The organism is Nonomuraea pusilla, from assembly GCF_900109355.1.
GTDB lineage: Bacteria > Actinomycetota > Actinomycetes > Streptosporangiales > Streptosporangiaceae > Nonomuraea > Nonomuraea pusilla.
Genome location: NZ_FOBF01000011.1, coordinates 50231 through 76671, shown reverse-complemented (window position 1 = coordinate 76671; position 26441 = coordinate 50231). Strand labels below are relative to the sequence as shown.

At 73.1% G+C, this 26441-nt stretch carries 26 protein-coding genes and 1 pseudogene; 14 read left to right on the top strand and 13 right to left on the bottom strand.

The features are described 5' to 3' along the window. Positions 1 to 62: 62 nt before the first annotated feature. The gene (locus tag BMX74_RS43230) at positions 63 to 584 is read left to right on the top strand and encodes a VOC family protein (protein ID WP_055501296.1); all 522 of its coding nucleotides are present in this window, start codon (positions 63 to 65) and stop codon (positions 582 to 584) included. A 297-nt stretch (positions 585 to 881) separates the two neighbouring features. Here the strand turns inward: BMX74_RS43230 and BMX74_RS22955 are convergent, their stop codons facing one another. Continuing rightward, a complete protein-coding gene (locus BMX74_RS22955) occupies positions 882 to 1862 on the bottom strand; it encodes a class I SAM-dependent methyltransferase (RefSeq protein ID WP_091102678.1) in 981 nt (326 codons plus the stop codon). A 62-nt stretch (positions 1863 to 1924) separates the two neighbouring features. On the opposite strand from BMX74_RS22955, the gene BMX74_RS22950 reads away from it, so the two are divergent. Both BMX74_RS22950 and BMX74_RS22945 read left to right on the top strand, forming a co-directional pair. Next, positions 1925 to 2560 carry a GntR family transcriptional regulator gene (locus BMX74_RS22950; RefSeq protein ID WP_091102676.1) on the top strand — a complete coding sequence of 212 codons (636 nt, stop codon included), beginning with the start codon at positions 1925 to 1927 and terminating at the stop codon, positions 2558 to 2560. Between the two features lie 60 nt (positions 2561 to 2620). Continuing rightward, entirely contained in the window at positions 2621 to 3124 is a 504-nt protein-coding gene (locus BMX74_RS22945) for an OsmC family protein (protein ID WP_091102674.1), read from the top strand. 48 nt (positions 3125 to 3172) lie between these two features. Here BMX74_RS22945 and BMX74_RS22940 read toward each other — a convergent pair whose 3' ends face one another. Next, complete coding sequence (locus BMX74_RS22940) at positions 3173 to 3463, bottom strand: DUF3040 domain-containing protein (RefSeq protein WP_055501292.1); 291 nt, start codon at positions 3461 to 3463, stop codon at positions 3173 to 3175. A 135-nt stretch (positions 3464 to 3598) separates the two neighbouring features. Between BMX74_RS22940 and BMX74_RS22935 the strand changes: the two genes are divergently transcribed. Further along, positions 3599 to 4630: an Rv2578c family radical SAM protein gene (locus BMX74_RS22935; RefSeq protein WP_091102671.1), complete on the top strand. Its 1032-nt coding sequence runs from the start codon at positions 3599 to 3601 to the stop codon at positions 4628 to 4630. Between the two features lie 239 nt (positions 4631 to 4869). Here the strand turns inward: BMX74_RS22935 and BMX74_RS22930 are convergent, their stop codons facing one another. After that, positions 4870 to 5223, bottom strand: a complete 354-nt coding sequence (locus tag BMX74_RS22930; RefSeq protein WP_091102669.1) for a hypothetical protein — start codon at positions 5221 to 5223, stop codon at positions 4870 to 4872. Positions 5224 to 5296: 73 nt separating this feature from the next. On the opposite strand from BMX74_RS22930, the gene BMX74_RS22925 reads away from it, so the two are divergent. Then, positions 5297 to 6076 carry a TetR/AcrR family transcriptional regulator gene (locus BMX74_RS22925; protein WP_091102667.1) on the top strand — a complete coding sequence of 260 codons (780 nt, stop codon included), beginning with the start codon at positions 5297 to 5299 and terminating at the stop codon, positions 6074 to 6076. A 1400-nt stretch (positions 6077 to 7476) separates the two neighbouring features. Here the strand turns inward: BMX74_RS22925 and BMX74_RS22915 are convergent. Continuing rightward, positions 7477 to 7851 (bottom strand): hypothetical protein, encoded by a 375-nt coding sequence (locus BMX74_RS22915; protein WP_055501288.1) that lies wholly within the window; start codon positions 7849 to 7851, stop codon positions 7477 to 7479. A 10-nt stretch (positions 7852 to 7861) separates the two neighbouring features. Beyond that, on the bottom strand, positions 7862 to 8431 hold the full coding sequence (locus BMX74_RS22910) for a peptidase inhibitor family I36 protein (protein WP_055501287.1): 570 nt from the start codon (positions 8429 to 8431) through the stop codon (positions 7862 to 7864). Between the two features lie 868 nt (positions 8432 to 9299). Between BMX74_RS22910 and BMX74_RS22900 the strand changes: the two genes are divergently transcribed. Together BMX74_RS22900 and BMX74_RS22895 are read left to right on the top strand one after the other, a co-directional pair. Then, positions 9300 to 9803 carry an RNA polymerase sigma factor gene (locus tag BMX74_RS22900; RefSeq protein ID WP_091102661.1) on the top strand — a complete coding sequence of 168 codons (504 nt, stop codon included), beginning with the start codon at positions 9300 to 9302 and terminating at the stop codon, positions 9801 to 9803. After that, positions 9800 to 10474, top strand: a complete 675-nt coding sequence (locus BMX74_RS22895; RefSeq protein WP_091102659.1) for a permease-like cell division protein FtsX — start codon at positions 9800 to 9802, stop codon at positions 10472 to 10474. Before BMX74_RS22900 ends, BMX74_RS22895 begins: the two co-directional genes overlap by 4 nt. A gap of 31 nt (positions 10475 to 10505) precedes the next feature. On the opposite strand, the gene BMX74_RS46840 is transcribed toward BMX74_RS22895, so the two are convergent. After that, on the bottom strand, positions 10506 to 11402 hold the full coding sequence (locus BMX74_RS46840; RefSeq protein WP_256257176.1) for a hypothetical protein: 897 nt from the start codon (positions 11400 to 11402) through the stop codon (positions 10506 to 10508). Between the two features lie 692 nt (positions 11403 to 12094). Between BMX74_RS46840 and BMX74_RS45745 the strand changes: the two are divergent. Then, a pseudogene (locus BMX74_RS45745) lies at positions 12095 to 12339 on the top strand (IS5/IS1182 family transposase); the annotation flags it as partial. A 377-nt stretch (positions 12340 to 12716) separates the two neighbouring features. Here the strand turns inward: BMX74_RS45745 and BMX74_RS22885 are convergent. Together BMX74_RS22885 and BMX74_RS22880 are read right to left on the bottom strand one after the other, a co-directional pair. Then, positions 12717 to 13436 (bottom strand): glycine-rich domain-containing protein, encoded by a 720-nt coding sequence (locus BMX74_RS22885; protein WP_091102657.1) that lies wholly within the window; start codon positions 13434 to 13436, stop codon positions 12717 to 12719. Positions 13437 to 13654: 218 nt separating this feature from the next. Beyond that, positions 13655 to 13849, bottom strand: a complete 195-nt coding sequence (locus tag BMX74_RS22880; protein WP_055501281.1) for a CsbD family protein — start codon at positions 13847 to 13849, stop codon at positions 13655 to 13657. Positions 13850 to 13966: 117 nt separating this feature from the next. Here BMX74_RS22880 and BMX74_RS22875 point away from each other — a divergent pair, with 117 nt between their 5' ends. Both BMX74_RS22875 and BMX74_RS22870 read left to right on the top strand, forming a co-directional pair. Continuing rightward, on the top strand, positions 13967 to 14992 hold the full coding sequence (locus tag BMX74_RS22875; protein WP_256257174.1) for a hypothetical protein: 1026 nt from the start codon (positions 13967 to 13969) through the stop codon (positions 14990 to 14992). Continuing rightward, entirely contained in the window at positions 14958 to 15575 is a 618-nt protein-coding gene (locus BMX74_RS22870) for a MarR family winged helix-turn-helix transcriptional regulator (protein ID WP_256257173.1), read from the top strand. The genes BMX74_RS22875 and BMX74_RS22870 overlap by 35 nt, the downstream gene beginning before the upstream one ends. A 154-nt stretch (positions 15576 to 15729) precedes the next feature. Here BMX74_RS22870 and BMX74_RS22865 read toward each other — a convergent pair whose 3' ends face one another. After that, positions 15730 to 16989: a cryptochrome/photolyase family protein gene (locus BMX74_RS22865; protein WP_091102655.1), complete on the bottom strand. Its 1260-nt coding sequence runs from the start codon at positions 16987 to 16989 to the stop codon at positions 15730 to 15732. Positions 16990 to 17240: 251 nt separating this feature from the next. Here BMX74_RS22865 and BMX74_RS22855 point away from each other — a divergent pair, with 251 nt between their 5' ends. The 3 genes from BMX74_RS22855 (at position 17241) to BMX74_RS22845 (ending at position 21439) form a co-directional block, all read left to right on the top strand. Continuing rightward, entirely contained in the window at positions 17241 to 18713 is a 1473-nt protein-coding gene (locus BMX74_RS22855) for an SDR family oxidoreductase (RefSeq protein ID WP_055501277.1), read from the top strand. A gap of 288 nt (positions 18714 to 19001) precedes the next feature. After that, on the top strand, positions 19002 to 20543 hold the full coding sequence (locus BMX74_RS22850; RefSeq protein ID WP_420538137.1) for a phytoene desaturase family protein: 1542 nt from the start codon (positions 19002 to 19004) through the stop codon (positions 20541 to 20543). Further along, on the top strand, positions 20540 to 21439 hold the full coding sequence (locus BMX74_RS22845; protein WP_091102650.1) for a phytoene/squalene synthase family protein: 900 nt from the start codon (positions 20540 to 20542) through the stop codon (positions 21437 to 21439). The genes BMX74_RS22850 and BMX74_RS22845 overlap by 4 nt, the downstream gene beginning before the upstream one ends. Positions 21440 to 21528: 89 nt before the next feature. Here the strand turns inward: BMX74_RS22845 and BMX74_RS22840 are convergent, their stop codons facing one another. Beyond that, positions 21529 to 22359 (bottom strand): spheroidene monooxygenase, encoded by an 831-nt coding sequence (locus BMX74_RS22840; RefSeq protein WP_256257172.1) that lies wholly within the window; start codon positions 22357 to 22359, stop codon positions 21529 to 21531. On the opposite strand from BMX74_RS22840, the gene BMX74_RS22835 reads away from it, so the two are divergent. Beyond that, positions 22334 to 22930, top strand: a complete 597-nt coding sequence (locus tag BMX74_RS22835; protein WP_091102647.1) for a glycerol-3-phosphate acyltransferase — start codon at positions 22334 to 22336, stop codon at positions 22928 to 22930. The two genes, BMX74_RS22840 and BMX74_RS22835, sit on opposite strands and share 26 nt — an antisense overlap. Here the strand turns inward: BMX74_RS22835 and BMX74_RS22830 are convergent. Genes BMX74_RS22830 through BMX74_RS22820 form a run of 3 tightly spaced genes read right to left on the bottom strand, consistent with a single transcriptional unit; the run spans position 22881 to position 26420 of the window. Beyond that, complete coding sequence (locus BMX74_RS22830; protein ID WP_256257168.1) at positions 22881 to 24050, bottom strand: glycosyltransferase family 2 protein; 1170 nt, start codon at positions 24048 to 24050, stop codon at positions 22881 to 22883. The two genes, BMX74_RS22835 and BMX74_RS22830, sit on opposite strands and share 50 nt — an antisense overlap. Beyond that, a complete protein-coding gene (locus BMX74_RS22825) occupies positions 24047 to 25492 on the bottom strand; it encodes a phytoene desaturase family protein (protein ID WP_256257165.1) in 1446 nt (481 codons plus the stop codon). The genes BMX74_RS22830 and BMX74_RS22825 overlap by 4 nt, the downstream gene beginning before the upstream one ends. Continuing rightward, positions 25485 to 26420 carry a carotenoid biosynthesis protein gene (locus BMX74_RS22820; RefSeq protein WP_256257163.1) on the bottom strand — a complete coding sequence of 312 codons (936 nt, stop codon included), beginning with the start codon at positions 26418 to 26420 and terminating at the stop codon, positions 25485 to 25487. Before BMX74_RS22820 ends, BMX74_RS22825 begins: the two co-directional genes overlap by 8 nt. Positions 26421 to 26441: the final 21 nt, after the last annotated feature.

Sequence of the window (26441 nt, the reverse complement as noted above, 5' to 3'; positions counted from 1 at the left end):
GGCCGATGATTTCCACCTGGCGGGCAGGTCTGTAAGGGAAAGCACCCCACCGGGAGGTCGTCATGACCGCGAAGAGCCCCATCACGGGCGTCAGGACCGTCGCCGTGCCCGTCACCGACCAGGACCGCGCGCTCGCCTTCTACGTCGGCGCGCTGGGCATGGAGAAGCGGCTGGACGCGCCGCTCGGCCAGGTCGGCGGGCGCTGGATCGAGGTGGCGCCGCCGGGCGCGGACACCACGATCGCACTGGTCGCCACGCCCCCGCGGCCGTCCGCCCGGGACACGCCTGCGCAGACCCCGGCACCCGGCACCGCCTCCGCCGGGGCCGCGGGGCAGGCTCGGGAACTCGGCGCGGCCTCCGGCGTGGACGCGGGGCAGGCCCAGGGCCCCGGTGCGGCTTCCGGCAGGGTCGACACCGGCATCAGGCTCACGACCGCCGACGCCGAACTGCTGCACGCCGACCTGCTGGCGCGCGGGGTGGAGGTGGGCGAACTGCTGCGGTGGCCGGGCGTGCCACCCATGTTCACCTTCCAGGACCAGGACGGCAACACCCTCGTGGCCATCGGCACCACAGCCACCCCCTGACACCGAATGAACACCTCGCCCCCGCCTTCCCGAACCCCGGGCCGCCCACTCGAAGCCCACCCCGGGTGCCTACAGACAGCGCCAGCCGCCTGAACCCGACCTCCTGTGACACCCGGGCCGCCCGCTTGAAGCTCACCTCGGATGGACCGGCCCATTCGAAGCCCGTCCCCGGAGAGCCGACCGGGCTCCGGAGGCCGGGCCGCTTGAAGCCCGGCTCGGGAGGGCCTGGGCGGTTCGTGGGCGGGCGCCACCTGGTGGGTCGCGGGCGGATGCCAACCGGTCGGGCGGAGGCGGGCGCTACCCGGTCGGGCGGGGGCGGGCGCGGGCGATCAGGTGGATCTGGCGGGCGACCCTGCGGTAGGGGTCGCGCCGTCCCGCCTCCCATTCGGCGTCCACCACCCGGTCGACGTCGGGCGGCACCGGCTCGTCGCCCAGGTGGTCGGTGAAGATCCGCACGCCGTACCAGGTGACGGTCTCCGCACCGGACCGCGCGAGCAGCGCCGCCAGCCCCTCGACGGTGTCGGCGCGCGTCGGCACGCCGACGTTGCCCATCTCCACCGGCCCCGCCCCGACCGGCCTCTCCCGCGCCGCTCCCTCCCGCGCCGTGCCCACTTCGGCGCCGCCCGGCAGCGTCCTGCCCGGCTCCGTCCCTCCCGGCTCGGTCCCGACCGGCTCCGTCCCGACCGGCTCCGTCCCGACCGGCTGCGTCCCGACCGGCTGCGTCCTGCTGCCGCTCGCGTCCCCGTCCTCCGCCGTCAGTGCGGCGAGGGCGTCGGGCCAGCGGCGTTCCAGGCCGGGACGCAGGGCGAGGGCGGCGGCGTTCTTGGTCATGACGGACAGCAGCCCGCCCGGACGCGCCGCCGCGACCAGCGCGTCCACCAGCGGCCCCGGGTCCCGCAGGTACATGAGCACGCCGTGGCAGGTCACCGCGTCGTACCCGCCGCCCGCGAGCCTCGGCGCGTCCTCGCCGTCGCCCTCCACCAGGCGGACGCGCGCCCTGACGGCGTCCGGCTCCCCCAGCAGCCGCCGCCGTGCCCGTTCCAGCATCTCGGGGTCGGGGTCGAGGACGGTCACCTCCCGCCCGTCCCGCGCCATCCGCACCGCCTGCCAGGCGTCGCCGCCGCCGACATCCAGGACGCGGGCGGGCCCGGCGGGCAGGTGCGTACGCAGGGCACGGGCCACGAGCTCGTGCCGGACGACGCCGCGCAGCGTTCCGGTGTGCCGGGCGTACGCGGCGGCGGGACGGGCGCCTGAGGCGGAGGTCCAGGTGTTGTCCATGGACCGGAGATACCCGTACCGCATGCATTGCATGCAATGCATGCGAAGGTTAGGGTGCCCGTGTGCAGAACGATGTGGCGCGGGAGCGGCTGCGGGAGCTCATCCTCGACGGCACGTACCCGCCGGGCGCCCGCCTGACCGAGCTGGAGGCGGCCGCCGCGCTGGAGATGAGCCGTACTCCGGTGCGGGAGGCGCTGCGGGCGCTGACGGCCGACGGGCTCGTGCGCCCCACCGGCCGCGGCGTGGTGGTCGTGGCGCTGGAGCGCGACGACCTCGACGACGCCTACCGGGTGCGGGCCGCGCTGGAGGCGCTGACGGCGGAGACCGCGGCCGAACGCCAGCGCGACGGCCGCATCGCCCCCGCCGACCTGCGGTCCCTGCACGAGGTGAACGAGGCCACGGCCGAGGCGACGGCGCGCGGACGGTTCGCGGAGGCGGTGGCGCTGAACCGCCGCTTCCACCGGCGGGTCGCCGAGCTGTCAGGGAACATGATCGCGCTGCGCACCCTCGACCGCCTCTGGGACCAGATCCAGGTGTCCACGCTGCGGTCGCTCGCGCCGCCGTCGCGTCCTGGGCACGTCTCCGCGCAGCACGAGCAGCTGCTCGCCGCGATCACCGAGGCCCGTCCTGAGGACGCGGCCCGCATCGCCCGCGCCCACGTCCTCGACACGCGCGCCGCCACGTCCGGCGAAGCCTGACCAGCCACCCGTACGCCCCCCAGCACCGGCACACCGCCACGACCCACAGCGAGGAACGTCATGACCCGCACGCACTCCTACCCCGTCACCGTCACCTGGACGGGCAATCGCGGCACCGGCACCAGCGGCTACCGCGACTACGCGCGCGACCACGAGGTCGCCGCGGACGGCCCGGCGCCCATCGCGGCCAGCTCCGACCCGGCCTTCCGCGGCGACCGCGGCCGCTGGAACCCCGAGCAGCTGCTGGTCGGGGCGCTGTCGCAGTGCCACATGCTGTCGTACCTGCACAAGTGCGCCGAGGCCGGCGTCGTCGTCACCTCCTACACCGACCACGCGGTGGGCACCATGGCCGAGACGGCGGGAGGCGGCCACTTCACCGAGACCGTCCTGCGCCCGGAGGTGACGGTGGCGGCCGCCGAGATGGCCGAGGACGCGCTGCGCCTCCATCACGACGCCCACGAGGCGTGCTTCGTCGCCGCCTCCGTGAACTTCCCCGTGCGGCACGAACCCGTCGTACGAGTCGAGGGCGACGTCGAGGGCCGGGTGGAGGGCGGGGAGGACTGACGGGGGTCGCGGCCGCCGGTGGGAAGGACGGCGTGACGGGGGTAGGGGTCAGAAGGAGGCGGCCAGCGCGAGGGCGGCGGCCTCGTGCCGGAGGACCATGACCAGGAGGGTCGCGACCAGGGTGGCGATGAGCAGCCAGCTGATCAGGATGATGATCGTGGAGCGGCGGGGCCTGCGCCCGCCCCCGCCTTGTCCTGCCGCTCTGGCCTTCGCCTTCTCCTCGCGGCGGAGTGCCCGCTCGTTGAACGACTCGAGGCGCGCGACGAGTCGCGGATCGTCGTCGACGAGGTGCTGCTCGATCTGGGCCAGCATCCGCTCCTCGTCCTGCGACCAGGCCATGGATATACCTCCGGAACGCAAGCTCTGTGGCGTCTTTCTGCCCAAGCATGAAGATCATTAGCCCCCGGGGAGACCAGGGAATTGCCACGTCTTTTGAATTTGCGATCTTTATCGAACCTCTGTTCTAATCAAGGCATGCGCTGGGACAACCTCCGTCTGGCCGGCACCGGCGACGACGAGCCCGCCGTGCCGCTGTTCGCGCGCGGCGCGGTGACCCGCACGTTCGACACGCCCGAGTTCAAGGGGATGACCTTCTACGAGATCCGGGCGCGTTCCGTCATCAACAAGGTGCCGGGGGCCAGCCGGGTGCCGTTCCAGTACACGATCAACCCTTATCGCGGCTGCGGCCACCGCTGCGTCTACTGCTTCGCCAGGAAGTCCCACGAGTACCTCGACCTCGACGCGGGGGCCGACTTCGACTCGAAGGTGGTCGTCAAGGTCAACGCGCCCGAGCTGACCCGGCAGGAGCTGGCCGCGCCACGCTGGGGCGGCCACCACGTCGCCATGGGCACCAACGTCGACTGTTACCAGCGCGCCGAGGGCCGCTACGGGCTGATGCGCGGCATCCTGTCCGCCCTGCGCGACGCGGCGAACCCGTTCTCCATCCTCACCAAGGGCACCCTGATCCTGCGCGATCTCGACCTGCTCACCGAGGCGGCGCAGGTCACCGACGTCAGCGCGAACGTCTCGGTCGGCTTCGTCGACCCCGCCGCCTGGCGCTCGGTGGAGCCGGGCACCCCCGCCCCGGCGCGGCGGCTGGAGACCTGCGCCACGCTCAACGACCACGGCATCCCGTGCGGCGTCCTCATGGCTCCGATCCTGCCGTACCTCACCGACTCCCCCGCCCAGCTCGACCGCACGGTGAAGGAGATCGCCGAGGCGGGCGCCACGCACATCGCGCCCATCGTGCTGCACCTGCGGCCGGGGGCGCGCGAGTGGTGGCTGGCCTGGCTGGGCCGCGAGCACCCGCGCCTGGTGCCCCGCTACCTGGAGCTGTACGGAAGGGGCGCCTACGCGCCGCGCGCGTACCAGGAGCGCGTGGTCGCGCAGGTCAGGGAGCTGGCCGAGCGCCACGGCGTCGGCCGCGCCACCCCGGCGGCGGCCCGCCGCCTCCCCCGCCGCCCGCCAGCCGCCCGATCAGACCCGGAGCAACTCACCCTGCTGTGAGCAGGGCGGGAGAAGACCCCCGCCACGCGGTGGGTGACGGACCCTGCCTCCGCCGGCCGGGGCCTGCGGCGTCCGGAGTCGGCCGCGTGACCGGTTCACGCTCACGACTGGATCACCTGCGTCGCACGGCCCCCTGATACGCCAAGCCGGGCGGCCCCGCTCGTCTCGCGGGAGGGGCCGCCCGGCTTGGCGGCCCGCCGCGCTCTCGGCGGCGCCGCACTCTCCGGCAGGCTGGAGGGTCAGCACGCAATAGGCGCGAGGAGCGTGTCACTGACTCGGGACAACATCACCTCGCCGGTGAAGGTGCCGATCTCCTCCACCTGGAACTCGGCCAGGCTGAGGCGGATGTTCTCCGCTCCCTGCGCCGCCCGGCGGCAGGCCTGTTCGGTCTCGAACAGCGTCACGGTGACGATCGTGCCGTCACCTGTGTCGATTGCCTGGTAACCGACGATGCCGGCGGGCACCCTGGCAGAGACGTCGGACCGGACTTCGCCGCCGGCCGAGATCTGATGTGCGAACTGCTGGTTGACCTTGCGCATCAGGTCGTCGACGGAGCCGGCCCCCATGCGATACCGCCGGATGAATGCGTACATGATCGTTCCCTTCGGTGAGCCCACGATGAGACTAATACTTGTCTTTAACTAAAGACAAGTGTAAGTTTCAGGCATGGAAAGCAGCACGCACCTTGAGGAAGTGGCGAGTGCCCTGCGGAGCCATCTGGCCGAGACCGGGGCGGAGCCGGGCGAGCTGAGCCTGGAGGACATCGCCGCCGTGGTGGGGGTCTCGCGGAGCACTCTCATCCGCCGCATCGGCCACCGGCGCCATCTCGACGAGATCCTGACCAGGCAGGGCGCGGGCGCGCCCCGCCGGTCCGCCGGGGATCGGGCGGTGGAGGCCGCGGCCCGGCTCTACGGCGAGTTCGGGGTCGGCGAGGTGACCCTGGAGATGATCGCCGCTGACGCGGGATGCACGGTGCAGGCGATCCAAGGACAGTTGGGCGGCCGCGACGGCCTGCTCGCGGCGGTCTTCGACCGCTACAGCCCGATGCCGCGCGTGGAGGAGGTGCTGGCTGAGCCGCCGGTAGATCTCGAGTCGGACGTGCGCCTGCTCTATGAGCGTGTGCTCGACGCGTTGATGGGCGAGGGGCGGGTGATGGCCGCGATGTTCGCCGAACTCGCTTCCCGGCCCTCAGGCGCGCTGGCCGTTCATGTGCGGGAGAACTACGCACCCCGGTTCGTCAGCTTGATGACGGGCCGGCTGGCGGTGTACGTCGAGTCCGGGGTGGTGCGTGAGTTGCCGGAGAAAACGCTGCTCAGCCTGTTCGCCGGGCCGGTGCTGGCACGGAGCGTCGCCGCGCTGGCCACGGGTGAACGCCTGACCCCGGCCGCACGGGCCCGCCTCGCGGCGGATCTGGCGGCCGCGTTCTGCCGCGCCGTACGTGCCTGAGGCCGCCGACCGCGAGCGGCCGACAGGCCAGGCGACTGGCCATGCCCGAGGACGTCCCGCTGCCGGCGCTCTTCGGCGTGGTCCGTGTCGTCGAGGTCCTGCCGCCCGTCGACCAGCACGAACCGTAAGACGCACCCGCCGATCGGGACAACAACGGGTGGACACTGGCCTGGGCAGTGGGTGAGAGCGGGTCCTGCCCCCGATCGACCTGCGTGATCAGGATCGGGTGGTTGTCGCCTTCATATGAAGTTCGACGAACGCGTCATAACATTGGCAGACTTCTTTTCGCTCAATAGGCCGATATTCGGGAAAAGTTGCCTGCCCTTGCCCGATTTCCCGCCCGTCCTGGTCTCGGACGACGGCTTTGACTCTTACGCGCGAATAGTCTTCGGCCGTTCCCGGCAGAGGGACCGTGAAGGCGGGAACCGCGATGGCGGGCGTGCTGATGCCACTGGGCACCACCCAGGTGCCTTTCTCGCATGGCCCCCGTTCATCGCACACCTCGTAGGTTCTCCCCGCTGTAAGCGATATGCGCGCGGCCTCGCGGTTCTCGTGCCTTCTGCCAAATTCCTGCTCGACGTGACTGCGCAGTGGCTGGCGACCCGTCCGGCGAGCGGCGAGAACACGAGCGGAGCCTCCATCCCCCTATCGGAAAGGAGTGCCCGCCCCCGCCCGCATGAGTCGGCGGATCGCATGACGGCCGTGCTGCAGAGGACGGCCCGCGCTCAAGCCACCATGAGTTTGAAGCAGCTCGCGGAGCAGGTTCATGCCGACGGTGCGTCATGCGCGAACGCGCTCGTCAGTGCCGACAGGACCGGCGCCACATCAGGACCGACATTGTCCGCCCTCGTGACGTCAGCGGAGGGAAAGGCGTGGCAGCGTGAGGTGGAGCGTGCCCATGCCTTCCACGCCGAGCCGCCACGGGACATGCCCCCAAGCCTCGCTCCCCGTAAGGCGGAGCAGAACCCCTGAGCGCCGCTCGGACGCGGCCGAGCCCGCAAGAAGCCGTGTGGTTCTCGGCCGTGAACCCGTCGTGGACCAGAGAGCCTGGAGATTGGGTTCTGCTGGGTATTTCTCCTGCTCAACCGCCATTCTCCGGCGAGATGCGCAATCCTCTCCGGAGTCGCCGCCGAACGTGAGAGAAGGCCATTGCCCGCGGAAGGACGAGGAGTGGCCGATCACGCAGGCTGGCTGCGACGGAGGCGGCGAGGCGGATGGGGCGATGCGGATGGGGCGATGCCAGGGAGCGTCTGGCTCAGGCTCAGGGAAACGGACTCCGCCCCGCGGAACGGGGCGAAGACGTGCAGCAAACTGCTGATGAGGCTCCCTGTCCATGAACCGGTCCGCAGTACGGTTCATGGACGGAGAATGCGGACCTCAGCCCGCCAGGTAAGGGGAGGTCACCAGTCCTCCCACATCTCCTCCCAGGAGTCGAGGATCTGGCCGGTGGAGGTGTTCTTGACACACAGGGCGCGTCCGGCGATCGGGCTGTCCACCCATTGCCCCGTCGTCCACGTGGAGACCGTTCCCTGGAAGCTGTAGCGGTTCTTCACGAGGGTCTCGCCGTTGGAGGACCAGCTGACGGTGTCGTACAGGTAGTAGCTCCGGTCCTCCATGTAGGTGCCGCCGTTCGCCTGATAGCGGCCGTTGCGGGCGTCGCAGTCGGTGGCCGCGATGAGCTCGTCGGCGCCGGCCCACGCGGCCGAGGGGGCGGACAAGGTCAGGACGGCGACAGCTGCCGTCGCGAAGCTGAGGGCACGTGCGATCTTCGCCATGGGGTCGTCCTCACTCGAAAGAGACGGAACTGGCCTGGTCGTTCATGTCGAGCTGGGGCGAAGCGCCGTACGGCTGGGAGGCGCCGCCGAAGTCGGAGTCGACGTAGAGGACCATGCGGTTGCAGGCCAACGGCATCACCGAGCTGATCTTGTCGTTCCAGTCACCCAGCTGGCCGAACTCCGGATACCGCCATCCGCAGCCCACGGAGCCGCGGAAGGTGAGGCTGCCACCGCCGAAGTTGACATGTTCGTAGGCGATGCCCAGGCTGCGGTATTCGGCGCTGATGCCGGGCGTGGGGGCGGCGGGCAGGCGCAGCCGCTCGACGAAGTCCCGGTCGTTCATCGCCTGCGCCGGGCTGACCGGGGCGTCTGTGATCTTGCCGTTCGTGGCGAACGCGATGGATTCCCTGAAAGTGGCGAAGCATCTGCGCGCCGACGCCTCCGCGACCTGGCCGGCCGTGCCGGTCACCACGCAGTGCTTGGCTTCGGGTGGGGAGGCCGCGGCCGTGGCCGCGCCTACCGGCCACATGGTGGCGATGATCAGGGCCGCGGTGAACGCGGCCTTGGCTGTGGTTCTCATGACAACGAAAGTAAAGAGGGCAGTTGGACGTTTCATTGATGGCATGTAGACGTGCAGGGCGGAACGCCGGGTGGAGAAACACCGGCACAGGCATCGGCGGCGAGAAAAATCCTTGTGACGCTGAGCTGGTCGAATAGGCGCGGGTTGGGGGGATCGATCGGGTCTTGCCGTGGCCCGGGCCGGCAGCAGGCAGGACGCGCCCGTCGAACCGGACGACCAGACAGCTAGGAAGCCTCCATGGACCGAGTCCCAGCAGACCGAGTCGTCCACGAAGACGACGGCCTTCACTACCTGGATGGCGTGCCCTTCACCGGGATCGCGTTCACGGAGAACGACGGCGTCCTCAGGTCCGAGGCGACCTACCGGGCGGGTCCGCAGTGGGGGCCGACGAAGGAGTGTTATCCGTCGGGGCAGCCCATGGTGGACTCGGCCTTCGCGCGGGGGCGCTGCACGGACGGGCTCGGGAGTGGCACAGGAACGGGCAGCTCGCAGAGGACGGCGAGTACGAGTACGGCATCACGTTGTGGGCGAAGCAGTGGGATGAGAACGGCGTCCTCGAAGAGGACTACACGCTCACGGAATCCGAATCGGACCATCGGACACTGCTGCACTTCCGGGCGCTCCACGGCGGAGCGTCGTGGCCGTGACAGGGCCCGCGCCCTCCTCGGGACACCGTTGGCGAAGTAGATGAGACGGAAGCGCCCCCGTGATCATCACTGTGATGACGGGGGTGTATTACGTGTCGGGGGACGTGGGCCTGGCCCGGCCCACCGCTGAGATCACACATACCAAGAACGTCGGGAGGGGAACCTAGAGATCATTTCTCCCCGGACAGGTAATCAAGGGGCTGTAGAGGTCATTACCAAGCGTGGACGATTCAAAAGCGCGACTCACCGCGCTGTATGAGCAGCACTACCGCAGCGTGCTCAGCTACGTGCTGCTGCGAGCCGATCAGGAGACGGCCGAGGACATCGCCAGCGAGACCTTTGTGATCGCGTGGCGAAAACTCGGCCGCCTACCGGAACCGCCGCTGCCGTGGCTGCTCGGCGTGGCTCGCAACTTGGTACGAACGCAACGCCGTACCACCGCGCGCAGGCACAATCTGGTCGCACGGCTCGCCGAACTTGCCCCTGCTGACGACGTGGCCGAGCAGGTGGCCGAGCGGCAGGCGGCGCTGACAGCGCTCGCGGAGCTATCCGAGCTCGATGCCGAGGCCGTGCTGCTGGCCAGCTGGTACGGGCTCACCCCGGCCGAGGCCGCGAAGATCACCGGTTGCTCGGCTCGCACCTTCAACGTACGGCTTCACCGCGCCCGTCGCCGTCTCACCGACGCGCTCAACCTCACCCAGCCCACGTTCCTGGAGCAGTCATGAAGGACCTCAACGGCCTGATCACCTCCTTGCGCCCCAACACCGAGGACGCCTACCAGCGCCGCCGCGAAGCCGACCTCGCGCGCGCCTTCGCCACCCGTCGCCGTCGCGGCTTCTCCCTCCGGTTGCGGCTTGTGGCCGTGGCCGCACCTGTCGCCCTCGCCGGCATCGTGGCCGCGGTCGCACTGGCACCCAGCGGAACCCTGTCACCGGATCACAGTGCCGCAACGGACCAGGACGTCAGGGCGGCGAGCCTGCACCAGTTCGTTCTGATGAGCTCGAAAGAGCCGGGGATCAGGGTCTTTCTGTGCAAGCAGGACTCCCCATGGCCCGCGTGCGGAGGCATCATGGCCGACCCGCCGGGCAGGGGTACGGCAATCACCGAACAGCAAAAGGCGGACGTCGAGCGAAGGCTGGGCGAACTACCAGGGGTCTTGAGGGTCACCTTCGAGGATCAGGCCGCCGCACTCGCCAGATTCCGCAAATTCGCTCCTCAGATGACGGACGTAGGGATCGAAGCCATGAACGAGTCGTTTCTCCTCACCATGGAGCCCGGCGCGGACTACAGCCCAGTGATCAGAAGGGCGAAGAGCATGCCCGGGGTCTCGAACGCCTTCGAACAGGTTCCTGCTCCGCAGACGCCACCGCTATCCACAAGCCAGCCTGCAGAGTGAGGCCGTCCTCACTGCGCTTGCCGTGCGGCCTTCACTCCCCGGGAGCAGACAAGACGAAACGCCTATTCATGCTGCTGGACGCAGAGTGGCGAAGTGAGAGGTGCGGGTCGGGGCCAGAGGCGTTCCGGTCAGCCAGGCGTCGAGCCTGGTGAGGTTCATCGCCGCGGCGATGAGTAGGTGCTGGAGATGGGTCTTGGCGTTCCCGCGGTAGCGCGACCGCCGCAGGCCGAAGCCTTTGTGACACCTTGTGCGATGGTGCCCTCGATGCCTGCTCGGTGAGCGTAGCGTTGCTGCCATTCGTCGGTGCTTTGTCTCTGCCGGGCACGTTGCAGAGCTTCATGCTCCTCTCGCGGGCGCAGGGTGATACGTCGGCCTTGGTCCCACGGGTGCAAAGGTCCCGGCTGAGACAGTCCCTGCAGTCACGCATCGAAAACCGCACACGAATGACCGGAGTTCCGCCTTGATCGATCTCGCTGGCCCAGGGCAAGCTGGTGGCTCCGGTCGGACAGGTCATGACACGGTTGTCCCAATCGATGGCGAAGTCGCTGACGCCGAAGCCGTTGCCTTCGGCGCTTTGCCAGGCGTTGTCGGGCATCATCGGTCCCAGCAGTTCGATGCCGCGGCGATCGGCGCGTGCGAGGTTGTGCGCGCTCATGTAACCCTTGTCGGCCAGATGCACCGTCGGCGTCAGCTCCCGTGAAGCCAGAGGCTCCTGAACCTGGCCGGTGGCCTCGTAGTCGCTGCCGGGCGACGGGGCGGTGATCACGTTGGTGATCAGGTGCGGGGCGTCGGTGTCGCAGGGCGAGATTTGGCGGAGAGTGCCTGGCGGCTGCTCGTCAGGGGTTCGCCAGCGCAGTTGATCGTCGATGGTGACGTACTGCTGGATCCATACGTGGCGCAGGACCTGCACCGCGGGGATGTCGCGCAACCATCCAGGAGCGCTCTGCGAGTACACCGCACGCAGGACGCCGTTCCCGTCGGCGCCGATCTCGTGGCCGAGCTGGATGCGCTCAGCTTTGTTCTTGGGCAGTCGATAGTCCTCAACGCGGGCCTCGTAGCGCTCGAACCATCCGGGTTCGGCCTGGGCCAGCTGCCAGTCGGGGATGCGGCGGCCAGCGCGCTGAGCGCGGCGCGCACCGTTTCATGCACCTGCTCCAGCCGATTCATCGTGCGCATGGCCATGAGCACGTGGGTGGAGTCGGTCCGCTGCCGACCGCCGGCGCGAAGCAGCCCGGCAGTTACCGCGCGCTCCAGGATGGTGTCGAGCAGGCTTTGTTCAAGCGACCCTATAACCAGGCGATCCCGGAACTCGCTGAGCACCGAGTAGCCAAAGCCCGCGTCGGTCAGCTCCAGCCCGAGCGCGTACTTCCAACCGATCCGTGCTCGCACGGCCTCGGCCGCCTGCCGGCCGGACAGCCCCTCACCGAACTACAGGATCGACACCAACGCCAGCCGGGCAGGTGACAACGCCGGACGGCCACGAGTGGAGAAGGCCATGGCGAAGTCCTCGTCCTGGAACAGGACACCCAGCGCATCTCGAATGCGGATCGCCAGGCTTCCTTTCGATCATGGGGCCGCTTCTGTTTGATCTATTTCGCCAACGGTGTCCCTCGGTCGGCGGGGCCCGCGGGCTGGATCGCCCGTGAGGGCATCCAGGCGCCCGTCCAAGCCACCCAGCGGCGGTACGTCGAGCGCGCCCACGCCTGACAGAACGCCTTCAACCGGCTCGCCCGCTGCCGCGAACGGCGCGTCAACGTCATCGGAGCCTTCTTCGATCTCGCCGCACGCTCATCACCGTCCGTAGCCCGATCCGCCGAGCCTGGGCCGCCCACCGCTGGGACACACGCCCCGGATGCCGGCCATGACACCCGCCTATGCGCGCGAGTTGGCAAGCTGAACGCTCGGCAGGAAGCGCATCTGGTGGCGCTGCGCAAGGCGGGCGAGCACACATGAGCGACGCTCAAGCCCGGCGCCACCCCGGCCACCGAACGGAGTGGCCGTGAGCGGCATCATCCCTCCTGGGTGGTGGCGTCTCTCGATGGCGCCGACAGGCGTTGACACGCGTGCGCGGACGCAGCGAAGTGACCGTCAGCGTCCGCGATCCCGTCGCCCCGCTGTGGCCGTGCCTGCCGGCGACCGAACGGCAGGCACGGCCGCAGGGAAACGATCACGGGTGGTATCGCGCCGAACTCCGAACGCGCCCGTGGAGGACGCGTCCACCGCGCCCGCGCCCGGGAGCGGGCTAGTAAGTGAGGACGACGCAGCCGTTCTGGCCCGGGAGGCCGGGATTGCGCTCGGGGCCGCTGCCGCCGTAGCCGCCTACACCGGTGCCCCGGGGGCAGGCGCTGTGGACCCCGGCTCCGGGCATGCCCGGCCTGCCCCCTGCACGGGCCCCGATGTTCTCGCCGTCGGCGCCCTTCTGCCCGAAGTTGAGGGCGGCATCGGTGCCGGCGCACCAGGTCTGGGCGAAGCCGCCGGCGCCGCCCTCGCTGTAGGAATCATGGGGGAGCGTTCGGTGGCCCCCCTCGGCGCTGGCGCCGCCGGCGCCGGTGTAGCTGATAGTGGAGTTCCCGCCGTCCCGGGAGTCGCGACCGCCCGGGACGCCACGCGAGCCGGCGGCGCCTCCCGCGCCGACGGTGACGGTGAGCGTGTCACCGGGGCGTACGGGCAGGGCACAGGTCGACGTGGCGCCGCCGCCCCCACCGCCGCCCCCCGCCGCGGGGACGCCCTGCTGGCTGGAGAAGCTGCCGTCGCCGCCTCCTCCGGCCCCGGTCAGGACCACTTTGATCTGGGAGACGCCGTTCGGCACGGCGAAGGTGTAGGTGCCAGGGGTGGTGTAGGCCTGCGTGGTCGCGGCGTGGGCCGGCGCGGACGTGATCGCCGTCACCAGGGCGCAGCCCACGGCCGCTGTGGTGATCCTGGTCAGGGGTCGGGCGCCGGTGAGGATGGCGGCTGCTCGCATGCGGTCTCCGCGGTGATGAGGTGCCGAGGGGAGGCCGGTTGCCTGCCCCGCCATCATGATTCACCACGGAGAGTGCCGGTGACCTTACTTTGCGAATTCTCCGGCTCGCGCCGGCGTTCCCGCCGCCCACCCCTTCGCGGTGGGGCCGGATCGCCACTGCGGTCCGGCGGCGCGAGGGGCGGGTGACGGTGCGGCCGTGGCCCGCCGGTCAGGTGTCATCAGTGCTTGAAGGCGTCCTTGACGTGGGCGGCGGCATCCTTGATCTTCTCGCCGGCCTGCTTGAGCCTGCCCTTCGACTGTTCGGCCTGGCCTTCGGCCTGCAGGCTCTCGTTGTCGGTGACGCGGCCCAGCCCCTCCTTCGCCTGTCCCTTGAGCTCCTCGGCCTTGTTGGACAGCTCGTCCTCGCCGCTCATGCTCGCTCCCCTCCATCAGAAAGTGGACGGAACTGGATAGACCTCTCCCCTATCCGAGAACGGGGGAAGGAAACCCGGGCATTGTTCAGCGGGCTGAATCTCCGAATAATGCTCAGCATGCTGAAGAACGCCGCGCCCGGGCGCGTGCTCCTCACCGGTGTGGCGGCCAGCGCGACGCTCACCGGCCTGGTGTGGCTGCTGGGCCTGCGGCTGGACGGCATCGTCCTGCCGCCCGACCAGGGTGTGGCCTGGTACTACTGGAAGCTCCCCGACCCCACCGTCTGGACCAGGCTGTCGGCCTGGCTCTGCTACGCCGCCCACCAGGTCGCGTTCTGGTGGCTGGTCCACCACGCGCGGACCAGGGTCGGCCGCTACACCTCCGGCCTGCATCGCGTGAACGTGGTCGCGCTCGCCGTCAACGGCGGGTTCGTGGCCCTCCACCTGGCGCAGACCCAGCTCTTCTACGACGGGCTCGCCCAGGACGTCTCCATCTTCAGCTCGCAGGGCTCCGTGATCCTGCTGCTCGTGGCCGTGCTGCTCATGGAGAACAGGCGGAGGGGGCTGTTCCTCGGGCGGCCCGCGCCGATCCGCCGCGAGATCGTGGACTTCGCCCGCCGCTACCACGGCTACCTGTTCAGCTGGGCGGCCGTCTACACCTTCTGGTACCACCCCATGGAGGCGACGGGCGGGCACCTGGTCGGCTTCTTCTACATGTTCCTGCTGCTGTTCCAGGGCAGCCTGTTCCTGACCAGGGCCCACACCGGCCGCTGGTGGACGCTCACCCTCGAACTGGCCGTCGCCGCGCACGGCACGCTCGTCGCCGTCATGAACAGCGGCCCCGGCGGCCAGTGGCCGATGTTCCTGTTCGGGTTCCTCGGGGTGTTCGTGGTCACGCAGATGCACGGGCTCGGACTGTCCCGCGCGGCGCGCTGGGCGATCGGCCTCGGGTACGGGGCCGCCGCGGCAGCCGTGTACGCGGCGCGCGGCGAACTCGCGGGCGTCTCGGCCGTGGCGCGGATCCCTGCCATCGAGTACGTCCTGGTCGGCGTCCTCGCGCTGCTGCTGTGGCTCGGCCTGCGCGTCACGCGGGGCGTGGGACAATGGGCCGATGGCCGAGCCGGACCCGCCCCACCCGCTCCATGACGGAACCTCGGCCGGGCAGACGCGGGCCGACACGATCAGCACGGGCGGGATCAACACAGGCGGGATCAGCACAGGCGACGTCGGCACGGGCGACCTCGGCACGAGCGGCGTCGGCACGAGCGACGTCGGCGGCGACGGGATCAACGCGGATGACATCAGGGCCGACGACATCAGGGCCGACATCGGCTCCTGGCCCACCGGGCGGCTGCTGTCGGTGGCGGCGCGCCTGGTGGAGGGCCGGTTCCACGACTTCCTGGCCGCCCACGGCCTGACCCATGCCGGGCTGATCGCGCTCCACCACCTGACCGGCGGCCGCCTGACGCAGCGCGAGCTGGCCGCCGCGTGCCGCGTCACCGACCAGACGATGAGCCGTACCATCGAGCACCTGCGCAAGGCCGGTTACATCAGCAAGCGCGCGGACGCGCGCGACCGGCGCCGGGTCCTCGTCGAGATGACGCCGGCGGGGGCGGGGGTGCTGGCGCACGCGCGGGAGAAGGAGCGCGACTCCGGCGACCTGCTCGGCGCCGTGGAGGACTACGACCGATTCCGCCAGGAGCTGATCCGGCTGATCACCGTGTCCTGACCACCACACCGCTTCCCGCCGGAAGAGGACGCGGCGCCGGAGGCGGCGGAGGCCGACGCGGCGCCCGAGGCGGCGGAGGCGGACGCCGCGGAAGCAGAAGCGGAAGCGGACGCCCCGGAAGCGGCGGCGGACGCGGGGGCGGTGGGGGCGGCGTTCAGGAGGCGAGCGGGGATGGGTAGCCGGGCGGGGGTGTGGGGAGGCGCCAGGGTTCGTGGATGGCGGAGGCGGGCAGGCCCGCCAGTTCCGGGACGTAGCGTCGCACGTAATCACCGGACGGGTCGAAGCGGGCCGCCTGGCGGAGCGGGTTGAAGGCGCGGTTGGGCCGGCTGTCGTTGCCGGTGCCGGCGACCCACTGCCAGTTGCCCGAGTTGTCGGCCACGTCGCCGTCGAGCAGGTGCTCGAAGAAGTGCCGAGCCCCGGCCCGCCAGTCGATGCCGAGGGTCCGCACCAGGTACGCCGCGGTGATGAGCCGCGCCCGGTTGTGCATCCAGCCTTCGGCGAGGAGCTGGCGCAGGCCGGCGTCCACGATGGGCAGGCCGGTCAGGCCCTCGCGCCACGCCTGCAGCGCGTCGTCGTCCCGCCGCCAGGTCCGGCCGCGCGGACGGTAGTCGCGGCGGTTGAGGTCGGGGAAGGCGTACGCCACCTGGTGGTGGAAGTCGCGCCAGCACAGCTGCCTGACGAAGTCCTCGGCGCGGGCGGCCCGCTCGGCCAGCTCCAGCGGCGACAGGCAGCCGAACCGCAGGTACGGGCTGAGCCGCGAGGTACGGTCGCCGGCCAGGTCGTCGTGGCCGGCGGCGTACCCGTCGAGGCCGTCGCGCAGCCACGCGTCGGCGCGCCGTCTGGCCGCGCTCTCCCCGCCGGGGAACGGGGAAGCCGCGCGTCCCGGGTCCGGCAGCGGGCCGGGGTCGAGCTCGTCGGGCAGCCGCAGCGCGGCGGGCGGCGGTTCGACGGGGCGGCGGGGGTGGCGCGTCCACGCGCGCCAGTACGGCGTGAAGACGCGGTAGTGGTCGCCGCCCCCGGACGGGAGGAGCGCGCCGGGTGGTACCACGGTGACGCCGGGGAAGAGCAGGAGCTCGATCCGCTCGGCGGCGAGGCGGTCCTCCCTGCGCCTGGCCAGGGCGCTGACGTCGGCGCTCGCGCAGACCGTGGTCGCCCCGGTCTCGCGGGCCAGCCGCGCGGTCTCGGCCACCGTGTCGCCGCGCCTGACGACGAGGTCGCCGCCGAGCGAGCGCAGCGAGCGGCGCAGGTCGGCCAGGCATTCGAGGAGGAAGCCGGTCCTGCGGCCCGCGGGCACGGCGGGGTCGAGCACGAACAGCGGCACCACCGTGCGCGCCCGCGCGCAGGCGGCGGCCAGCGCCGGGTGGTCGTGCACGCGCAGGTCCCTGGTGAACAGCACGATCGCGGTCTCCGTCACACGCCCGCCCCCACCCACAAGATCGCGGTCTCCGTCACACACCCGCCCCCGCCGCCAGGATCGCGGTCTCCGTCACGCGCCAACCCCCCACCGACAAGAACGCGGTCTCCGTCACGCCCTCCACCGACAAGAACGTGACCTGGACGAGCCTACGACGCGCGACGGAGGCGTACGGGCAGGTCAGGCATGGCGCGCCGGGCGGCGGGAAGGGGGCCGGGCAGCGGTGCGGAGGCGCGGCGAGGGGGGACGTCATGGCGCGCTGCCTGGTCACGGGGGCGACCGGCTACATCGGGGGACGGCTGGTCCCCGAGCTGCTCGCCGCCGGTCACGAGGTGCGGTGCATGGCCCGCTCCCCCGCCAGGCTGCGGGACCTGCCGTGGGCGGGACGGGTGGAGGTGGCCGAGGCCGACGCCACGGACGCGGAGGCGACGCTGCGCGCCCTGGACGGCGTCGAGGTGGCGTACTACCTGATCCACGCGATGGGCGCGACGGGCCGGTTCGCGGAGCGGGACCGGCTGGCGGCCCGGACGTTCGCGCGGGCGGCGGAGCGGGCGGGCGTGCGGCGGATCGTCTACCTCGGCGGGCTCACCGCCGGTGGGGAGCTGTCGCCGCACATGCGCTCGCGCGCCGAGGTGGGCGAGATCTTCCTGAGCTGCGGGGTGCCGGCCGTGGTGCTGCGCGCGGCCGTGATCATCGGTTCCGGCTCGGCGTCGTTCGAGATGCTGCGGTACCTGACGGAGCGGCTGCCGGTCATGACGACGCCGCGCTGGGTGCGCACCCGCACCCAGCCGATCGCGGTACGTGACGTGCTGCGGTACCTGGTGGCCTGGGCGGACGTGCCGGGGACGGTGAACAGGGCGTTCGACGTCGGCGGGCCCGACGTGCTCACGTACGCCGACATGATGCACGGCTACGCGGCCGTGGCGGGGCTGCCCCACCGGGTGATCATCCCGGTGCCGATGCTGACGCCCCGCCTGTCCAGCCTCTGGGTGGGGCTGGTCACGCCGGTGCCGCCGGGCATCGCGCGGCCCCTCGTGGAGTCGCTGCGCGCCGAGGCCGTCTGCCGGGAGCACGACGTCGCCCGGTACGTGCCCGACCCTCCCGGCGGCCTGACCGGCTTCCTCGACGCGCTGACGCTGGCGCTGAAGAAGATCAAGGAGGCGGACGTGGCCACCCGGTGGTCGTCGGCGTCCACGCCGGGCGCGCCGAGCGACCCGCTGCCCACCGACCCGGGGTGGGCGGGCGGCAGCCTCTACGTCGACAGCAGGAACAGGGTGGTGGCGGCGAGCCCGGCGGCGCTGTGGCGGGTGATCGAGGGCATCGGCGGCGAGAACGGCTGGTACTCGCTGCCGGGCGCCTGGTGGCTGCGCGGCCTGGTGGACCGGCTGGTCGGCGGGGTGGGGCTGCGGCGCGGGCGGCGCGACCCGCGGCGGCTGCGGGTCGGGGACTCGATCGACTTCTGGCGGGTGGAGGAGCTGCTGCCCGGCCGGCTGCTGCGGCTGCGGGCCGAGATGCGGCTGCCGGGGCTGGCCTGGCTGGAGCTGGGCGTCGGCGACGACGGGGGACGCACCGTCTACACGCAGCGGGCGGTCTTCCATCCGCGCGGGCTGCTCGGCCAGCTGTACTGGTGGTCGATCTCGCCGTTCCACGGGCTGATCTTCGGCCGGATGCCGGTGAACGTCGCCGCCGCGGCCGCCCGTGAGGAGGCGGCGGAGCGGACGTGACGCCTGGCGCCGCGGCAGGACGGCCGCCGAGGTGATCTTCACGCCAGGCGCGCCGCGCGCTGATGAGGTGGTCTTCACGTCCGGCGCGCCGCCCGCTGATGAGGTGGTCTTCACCTCCACCGGGCCGCCCGCTGATGAGGTGATCTTTACGTCCGGCGGGCCGCCCGCATACCGCTGATCGGGCACAGGTGGGACCAAGGGGCGTCACGTCGCAGGAGCGCGTGCCCGACGTCGCCCGCCGCGAGGCGGCCGCACCGATCAAGGAAATCCGTACGTGACCATGCTGAAGTGGAGGGCCGCGCCGGGCGCGGCGCCCAGTCGCGCCGCAGGCGGAGCGCTGCGGCCGGGTGCGGGGGCGTGATGCGGCGGCACGGGCCCGTCGTGGTGGTGGGCGCGGGCCTGGCCGGGCTGTCGGCGGCGGTGCACCTGGCGGCGGCGGGCCGCGAGGTGACCGTCGTGGAGGCGCGTGACGTGCCGGGCGGCTGTTGCGGCACCGCCAGGCTCGGACCGTACCGGTTCGACACGGGGCCGTCGGTGCTGACCATGCCGGAGGTGCTGGAGGAGACGTTCGGCGCGGCGGGCGAGGAACTGGACGCCTGGCTGCCGCTGCGCCGCCTCGACCCCGCCTACCGGCTGGCCTTCCCCGACGGCTCGCACCTGGACGTCGTCGCGGGGCGCGAGGCCATGGCGGAGCGGGTGCGCGACCTGTGCGGGGCGGCCGAGGCGGCCCGCTATCTCGCCTACCGCCGCCGGCTCGGGGAGTTGTTCGACGCCGAGTGGGGGACGTTCGTCGACGCCGACATGACGAGGCCGGCCGCGCTGGCCCGGCCGCTGCGGCTGCTCAGGGTCGCCGCGCTCGGCGGCTTCCGCCGCCTCGACCGCCTGGTCGCCTCCCACCTCACCGACGAGCGGCTGATCAGGGCCCACACCTTCCAGTCCCTGTACGTGGGGCTGGCTCCGCAGCGGGCGCTCGGCGTGTACGCCGTGATCGCGCACATGGACACCGTCGGCGGCGTCTACTTCCCCGAGCGCGGCGGCATGCACGCCGTCCCCGAGGCGCTCGCCGCCCTGGCCGGGAAACTCGGCGCGGTGCCGCGGTACGGCGTGCGGGCGAGCCGCGTCGAGACGGACGGCGACGGCGTGACCGGGGTGCGGCTGGACGGCGGCGAGTTCCTGCCCGCCGGGCATGTCGTGCTGGCCTGCGACCTGCCCGCCGCGCACGCCGGCGGGCTGCTGCCGCCCGGCTCGGCCGACTGGCGGCTGCGCAGGCCGCGGTTCTCGCCGTCCTGCCTGGTGGTGCACGCGGGGCTCCCGCGCACCCTGCCCGGCCAGGCGCACCACACGCTGCACTTCGGACGCGCCTGGAGGGAGACGTTCGCGGCGCTGGAGTCGGGGCTGCCGCAGCCCGATCCGAGCCTGCTCGTGACCTGCCCGGCCGCCGACGCGGACGCCGCGCCCGACGGGCACGCCACGCTGAGCGTCCTCGAACCCGCGCCCAACCTGCTCGGCGCCGACTGGCGGCGGCTCCGCCCCGAGCTGGAGCACCGGCTGCTCGGCAGGCTGGAGGCGCTCGGCTACGGCGACCTGTCCAGCGCGCCCAGGCTCGTGCTCGACCCGCCCGCCTGGCAGCGGCTCGGCCACACGGCCGGCACCCCGTTCGCGCTCGACCACCGCTTCACCCAGACCGCCTGGTTCCGCCCCTCGGGCGTCGTACGGCGCGTCCCCGGGCTGCACGTCGCGGGCATGCACACGGCCCCCGGCGTGGGGGTGCCGCCTGTGCTGATCTCCGGGCGGCTGGCCGCCCGCCGCGTCCTGGGGCCGGCGCCGTGACGCTCACCGCCAGCTACGAGCGCTGCCGCCGCCTGCACGCCCGGCACGGCCGCTCCTACTACCTGGCCACCCGGCTGCTGCCGGCGTGGAAACGCCGGCACGTCCACGCCCTGTACGGCTTCGCCCGCCACGCCGACGAGATCACGGACTCCTTCACGATGACGGGCGACCGGGCGGCGGCGCTCGACGCCCTGGCGGCCGAGGTGAGCGCGGGGCTGGCCGGGCGACCTGTCGGCGACCCGGTGCTGCCGGCGTTCCTGCACACCGTGCGGTCGTTCGGCATCGAGCACGGGGACGTCGCGGCGTTCCTGCGCTCCATGAGGGCGGACCTGTCGGTCACCCGGTACCGCACGTACGACGACCTGCTCGGCTACATGGAGGGGTCGGCCGCCGCCATCGGCACCATGATGCTGCCCGTGCTCGAACCCCTGCCCGGAGCCGCCGCCCTGGCGAGGGAGCCGGCCAGGCAGCTCGGGCTGGCGTTCCAGCTCACGAACTTCCTGCGCGACGTCGCCGAGGATCTGGCCAGGGGCCGCGTCTACCTGCCCGCCGACGACCTCGCGGCGTTCGGCGTCGACCTGTCGGACCTCGGGCGGCCGTACACGGGAGGCCGGTTGCGGGAGCTGCTGGCGTTCGAGGCGGAGCGGGCGAGGGAGCACTACCGCGCCGCGGAGGGCGGCGTGGACCTGCTCGTCCCTTCGTCACGCCCCTGCGTGCGGGCCGCGACGGAGCTGTACGGCGGCATCTTGGACGAGATCGAGCGCAGCGGGTTCGCCGTGCTGGAGCGGCGGGCGCGGGTGCCGAGGCGAAGGAGGCTCGCCACGTTCGCCCGTCACCTGCTGGCCGCGACCGCGAGGTCCAGGGCGGAGCGGCACGCCGCCGTGGAGCTGTCGTGACCGGCGCCGCGCGGCCGTCACGGCGGGGCGGTGGCGGTGGCGCGCGGCCCGTCGGGGGCGGCCGCGGTCGCCCGCGCGTGCGAGGTGGCCTACGACCCGGTGGAGAACGGGGCGCGCGGGTCGGGATGCGGCCGACGGGCGAGGGGGTCGCGCGGGTCGGGATGCGGCCGGCGGGCGAGGGGGTCGCGGCCGTCCCAGTGGCCTTCGCCGCCGTACGGCGCGAAGCGGGCGAACAGCTCCTCCCCGTACCAGCCCTGGGCCCGTACCAGCCCGATCACCCGGCGGTGCTCGGCGGCGCCGTACGCGAAACGGTCCACCGCCTCGGCGTCCCGCCAGAGGGAGAAGGTGGCCTGGCGGGCCGGCGGCCACTCTCCGACGCCGACGGAGGCGAGCCGCCCGTCCTGGTCCCGCAGCGCCCGGTCCACGGCCGGGACCGACCGGTAGAACGCCACCAGCCTGCCCGGCCTGATGGACGCCCTCGTCAGCACCGCCACGGGCCCGCCCGTGCGGCGCGAGCGGGCCCCGCCGGCGCCGCGCGCGGGGTCGAGGGGGCCGCCGTCGGGAAGGCCGTCGGGGGCGAAGGGATCGACGCCGCCCCAGGCGCCCCTGGAGGCGAGCGGCCGCAGGCGGACCTGCCACAGCTCCACGGCCTCGTCCCGCCAGCGGGCCGGGACGGGCGAGCGGCGCAGGAAGGCGTCCAGGTCCCGTTCCTCCCGCCACACGGCGAACAGCGCCCAGCGGCGCAGGTCCGCCCCCAGCGACATGGACATCCCCTTCCCGGTGCCGAGCAGCCGCCAGAACCGCAGCCCTGGCGTGGCCCGCAGCAGCGGCCGGTCGAAGGCCATGTGGCGCATGGCGCCGAGGGTTTCGTAGCGAACGAGGTGGAATGACGCGATGATGGCTGTCGCGGTGTCGCTCATCGGGGGCTACCTCGCTGGTTCTGTGCCGGTGGCGGTGCTGCTGGCGCGGTCGCGCGGCTTCGACCCGCGCGACGTCGGCGACCGCAACCCCGGCTTCTGGAACATGCGCCGGCGGCTGGGGTGGCGCGCGGCGGCCCCCGTGTTCGCCGGTGACCTGGCGAAGGGCACGGCCGCCGGGCTGCTCGGCCTGCTCGTGAGCGGCTGGCACACCGAGGCCCTCGGCGTGGTCGTCCCGCCGAGCACGGGGCCCGTGTACGCGGCGGTGGCGGCGGCGATGGCGGGCCACGCGTGGCCGGTGTTCGCCGGGTTCAGGGGCGGGCGGTCGGTCCTGACCTTCGCCGGGGGGTTCGCGGTGGTGTGCCTGCCCGCCTTCCTGCTGGCGCTCCTGGCGCTGGCCCTGGTGGCGGCGGTGACGCGGTCGTTCGCGGTGGGGGCGCGGGTGGCGGTGTTCGGCCTGCCCGTGGCGCAGTTGCCGTTCACCCCGGTGGAGCAGGTGGCGGCGACGGGCGCCCTCATGTGCCTCATCGCGCTGCGCTTCGGCCAGGCCGCACTGGCGGCGCGCCGCCGCTGACGTCACGGCGAGCGGGTTTCGTGCGGGCGGACGCGTCCGGGGACGCGCTCCCCGCGGGCGGGTAGGAGCGGCCCCGCCAGGTCCGTACCGGGCGCAGGGTGGCCGTGGTGAGGCGGAGCGCGGCGGCGGGGTCGAGCAGCGGCGACAGCCACAGCCCCGGCCCCGGGGCGGTGTAGCTGCGGCGCAGGGCGGCGGCGAGCAGCCATCGCATGCCGAGCAGCGACAGGTCCAGCGCGGACGGCCGGCCGGCCGCCAGCCGCAGCACGGGCAGGGCGGCGGTCAGCCAGACCGCCGCCAGGTCGGCGGCCCGCCAGCCGGGACCGGTCACGTCGGGCAGCGGCAGCGAGCGGCCCCACTCCCGCCACACCTCGGCGGCCGACTCGTGCATGTCCACCTCCAGCAGCCCGTCCGTGTCGAGGAACGCCACCCGCCAGCCGCGCGCGGCGAGGTGCCTGGCGAGGGCGACGTCGTCGGTCATGCGGTCCCTGACCCGGGCGAACCCGTCGGCGGCCAGCATGTCGTCCCGGCGGAACGCCATGCACTGGCCGTTGGCGACGGTGCGGTGCGGCGGTGGCGGCGTGGCCGGGCCGATCGGCCCGAACCGGTAGACGAGCGTGGCCAGGAACGCCGCGTGCAGCGCCTGCTCCAGCGTCCCGTCGCAGACGAACCTCGGCCCCGCGGTGACCAGGTCGTGCCGGTCGAGGGCGGCGGCCAGGGCGCCGAACAGGCCGGGCGCGGGCCGGGCGTCGGCGTCCAGGGTGACGACGATCTCGCCGCGGGCGGCGGCGACCCCCTGGTGGAGCGCCCACTGCTTGCCGACCCACCCGCCGGGCAGCGGCCCGGCGGCGACGACCCTGGCGCCCAGCTCGGCCGCCAGCGCCGCGGTGCCGTCGGCGGAGGCGTCGTCCACCACGACGACCTCGGCGGCGGCCGGGTCGGCGAGCGCGGCCCGCAGGCAGGGGCCGATGCGGCGTTCCTCGTCGCGGGCGGGGACGACGACCGACAGCGCGAGGCCCGGCGCGTGCCGGGGGCGCAGCGGCGGCAGCCTGCGCCGCCCCCTGGCCAGCCGTGCCGCGACGGCCGCGGCGGCGACGGCCTGCGCGAGCGTCAGCGGCCTCACCGTCCGCCACCCCCGGGAGGGACGTCCTGGGCCACCAGGTCAGCGACGATGCGGGCGCCCAGCACCACCAGCGGCAGCCCGCCGCCCGGGTGGACCGAGCCTCCCACCAGGTACAGCCCGCGCCGGGGGCCGCGGTTCCCCGGCCGCAGGAACGGCGCCAGCACCCTGTTGCTCGCGCCGCCGTAGACCGCTCCGCCCCAGCAGCCGTAGCGGTCGCGCACGTCGGCCGGGGTGAACACGTCCACGAAGCGGAGCCTGCCCGCCAGGTCGTGGCCGCGCTCGGCCAGCCGTTCCAGCACCATGTCGCGGTACGACTCCACGCTCTGCGGCCACCGTTCCGGGTCGCGCGCGGGGACGTTCACCAGCATCACCCAGTTCTCCGCGCCCGTCGGCGCCTGCGACGGGTCGTCCACGGCGGAGCAGCCGATGTAGACGGTCGGGTCGCGCGGCGGGAGCCGCGCGCCGAAGAGGTCGGCGAACTCGCGCGCGTAGTCACGGGAGAAGACGACCGTGTGGTGCGTCAGCCCCGGCGTGCGGCCTTCCACGCCCGCGAGCAGCAGCAGCACGGACGACGAGGTCCCCAGCGCGGCCACCCGGCGCAGCCGCCGCCGGTCGGGCAGCAGGTGGCCGTACAGCTGGGCGGCGTCGGCGTTGACCACGACCACGTCGGCCGGCACCCGCTCGCCCCCGGCCAGCCGCAGCCCGGTCACCCGGCCGCCGCGCTCCTCCACGGCCGCCACCGGCGCCGACAGGTGGACCTCCACCCCGGCCTCGTCGAGCAGCGCCGCGAGATCCTCGGCCAGGCGCGCCAGGCCGCCGGGGACGTACCAGCCGCCCTGGCCGTGCTCCAGCGCCGGGATGCAGCCGAGCGCGGCGGGCGCCCGGAACGGGTCGGAGCCGGCGTAGGTGGCGTAGCGGTCGACGTACTGGACCAGGCGGGGATCGCGGAAGAAGCGCCTGGCCTGCCCGTGCAGCGTCCGCCCCGGCGCCACCGCGCGCAGGTCCGCGAGCCGGCCCCCGCGCGGGGAACGCGGCAGCGGCCCGGCGAAGACGGTGCGGCCCGCCGCGTCCAGGCAGCCCGCCGCCCAGGCGTGGAAGGCCCGCCACGACGCGCCCTCGCCCGGCGCCAGCCGATCCACCTCCACGGCCATGAGGGCGGGGTCGCGGCGGGCGGTCAGGACGCGGCCGTCGGCGAACCGGTAGCGGCAGAGCTCGGCGGGCTCCGCCAGGTCCCTGCGCAGGCCCAGGCCGCGGAAGACGTCCGGCATGGTGAGCAGCGACGGGCCGAGCGAGAACGTGAAGCCGTCGCGCCGGTGCTCGGCCAGCTTGCCGCCGAGCCGGGGCAGCCGCTCGTACAGGCGCACCCGGCGTCCCTGGCGTGCCAGCAGCAGCGCCGCCGCCATCCCGCCGACCCCTCCGCCGACGACCGTCACCTCACCCACGCCGTCTCCCCCTCACCCGCTCAGGTCCGGTCCGGCGCGCGGCTGCCGCCTCGCCCCGTGCGCCGCGCTCGCGCCCGCCGCGTCGCAGGCGGCTCGCCGCGGCCACCGTGAAGGCCCCCATCGCCGTTCCCCCGGCGGCGGCGACGAGCGGGTCGGGCGGCGAGAACACCGCCGCGAACCCCACCGTCTCCATCGCCGCCATCACCCCGTACGGGACCACCGGTCCCGCGTTGCGGCGCGGCTCGCCGAGCACGCCCCGGATCACCGCCATGACCAGCAGGGACACGGCCAGCCAGCCGGCGAAGTTGCTCACCGGCACGCCCCGGTAGGCGCCCGCGCCGGACCACTCCCACAGCCCGAGGCGGATCATCTGGGGGTCGAGGAACAGGTCCCAGGCGGTGAGCGCGCACGCCCCGCCGGCCAGCGCCGGCCACCCTGACCGGAGGAACCGGCCCCGCCGGGAGGCGGCGCGCGGCGGGGAAGCGGCCCCCTGCCCGAAGGCGGCCCGGCCCACCGCGTACGCGGCGAGCCCCATCCCGCCCCAGGCGGCCGCCACCGCCGTCGGGACCCCGGCGAGCTCGGGCCGCAGCACCCCGGTGTAGCGGTACTCGCCGAACGGCAGGCCGGTCCGCACCCCGGCGAACTCGGCGGCGTAGCCGGTCAGCGCCGCCGCGGCGAACGCCGCCGACGAGCGGGCCCAGCCGTACGAGGCGGCGGTGAGGCAGACGGCGGCCAGGGCCAGCAGGCCCACGACGGGCGTCGTGAACGGCACGGGGTCGGCGCTCACCCCGGAGGCCACCTGGAGCGCCACCATGGCGCACACCGCGGCCGCCCCCAGCGACGGCCCGAGCGCGGACGCGGAGCCCTGCCGGAACACGGCTTCGGACCCGCCCGGGGCGCGCCCGCACGCGCTGCGCGTATCGTCCACGAACCGTCCCGCCTTCGGATG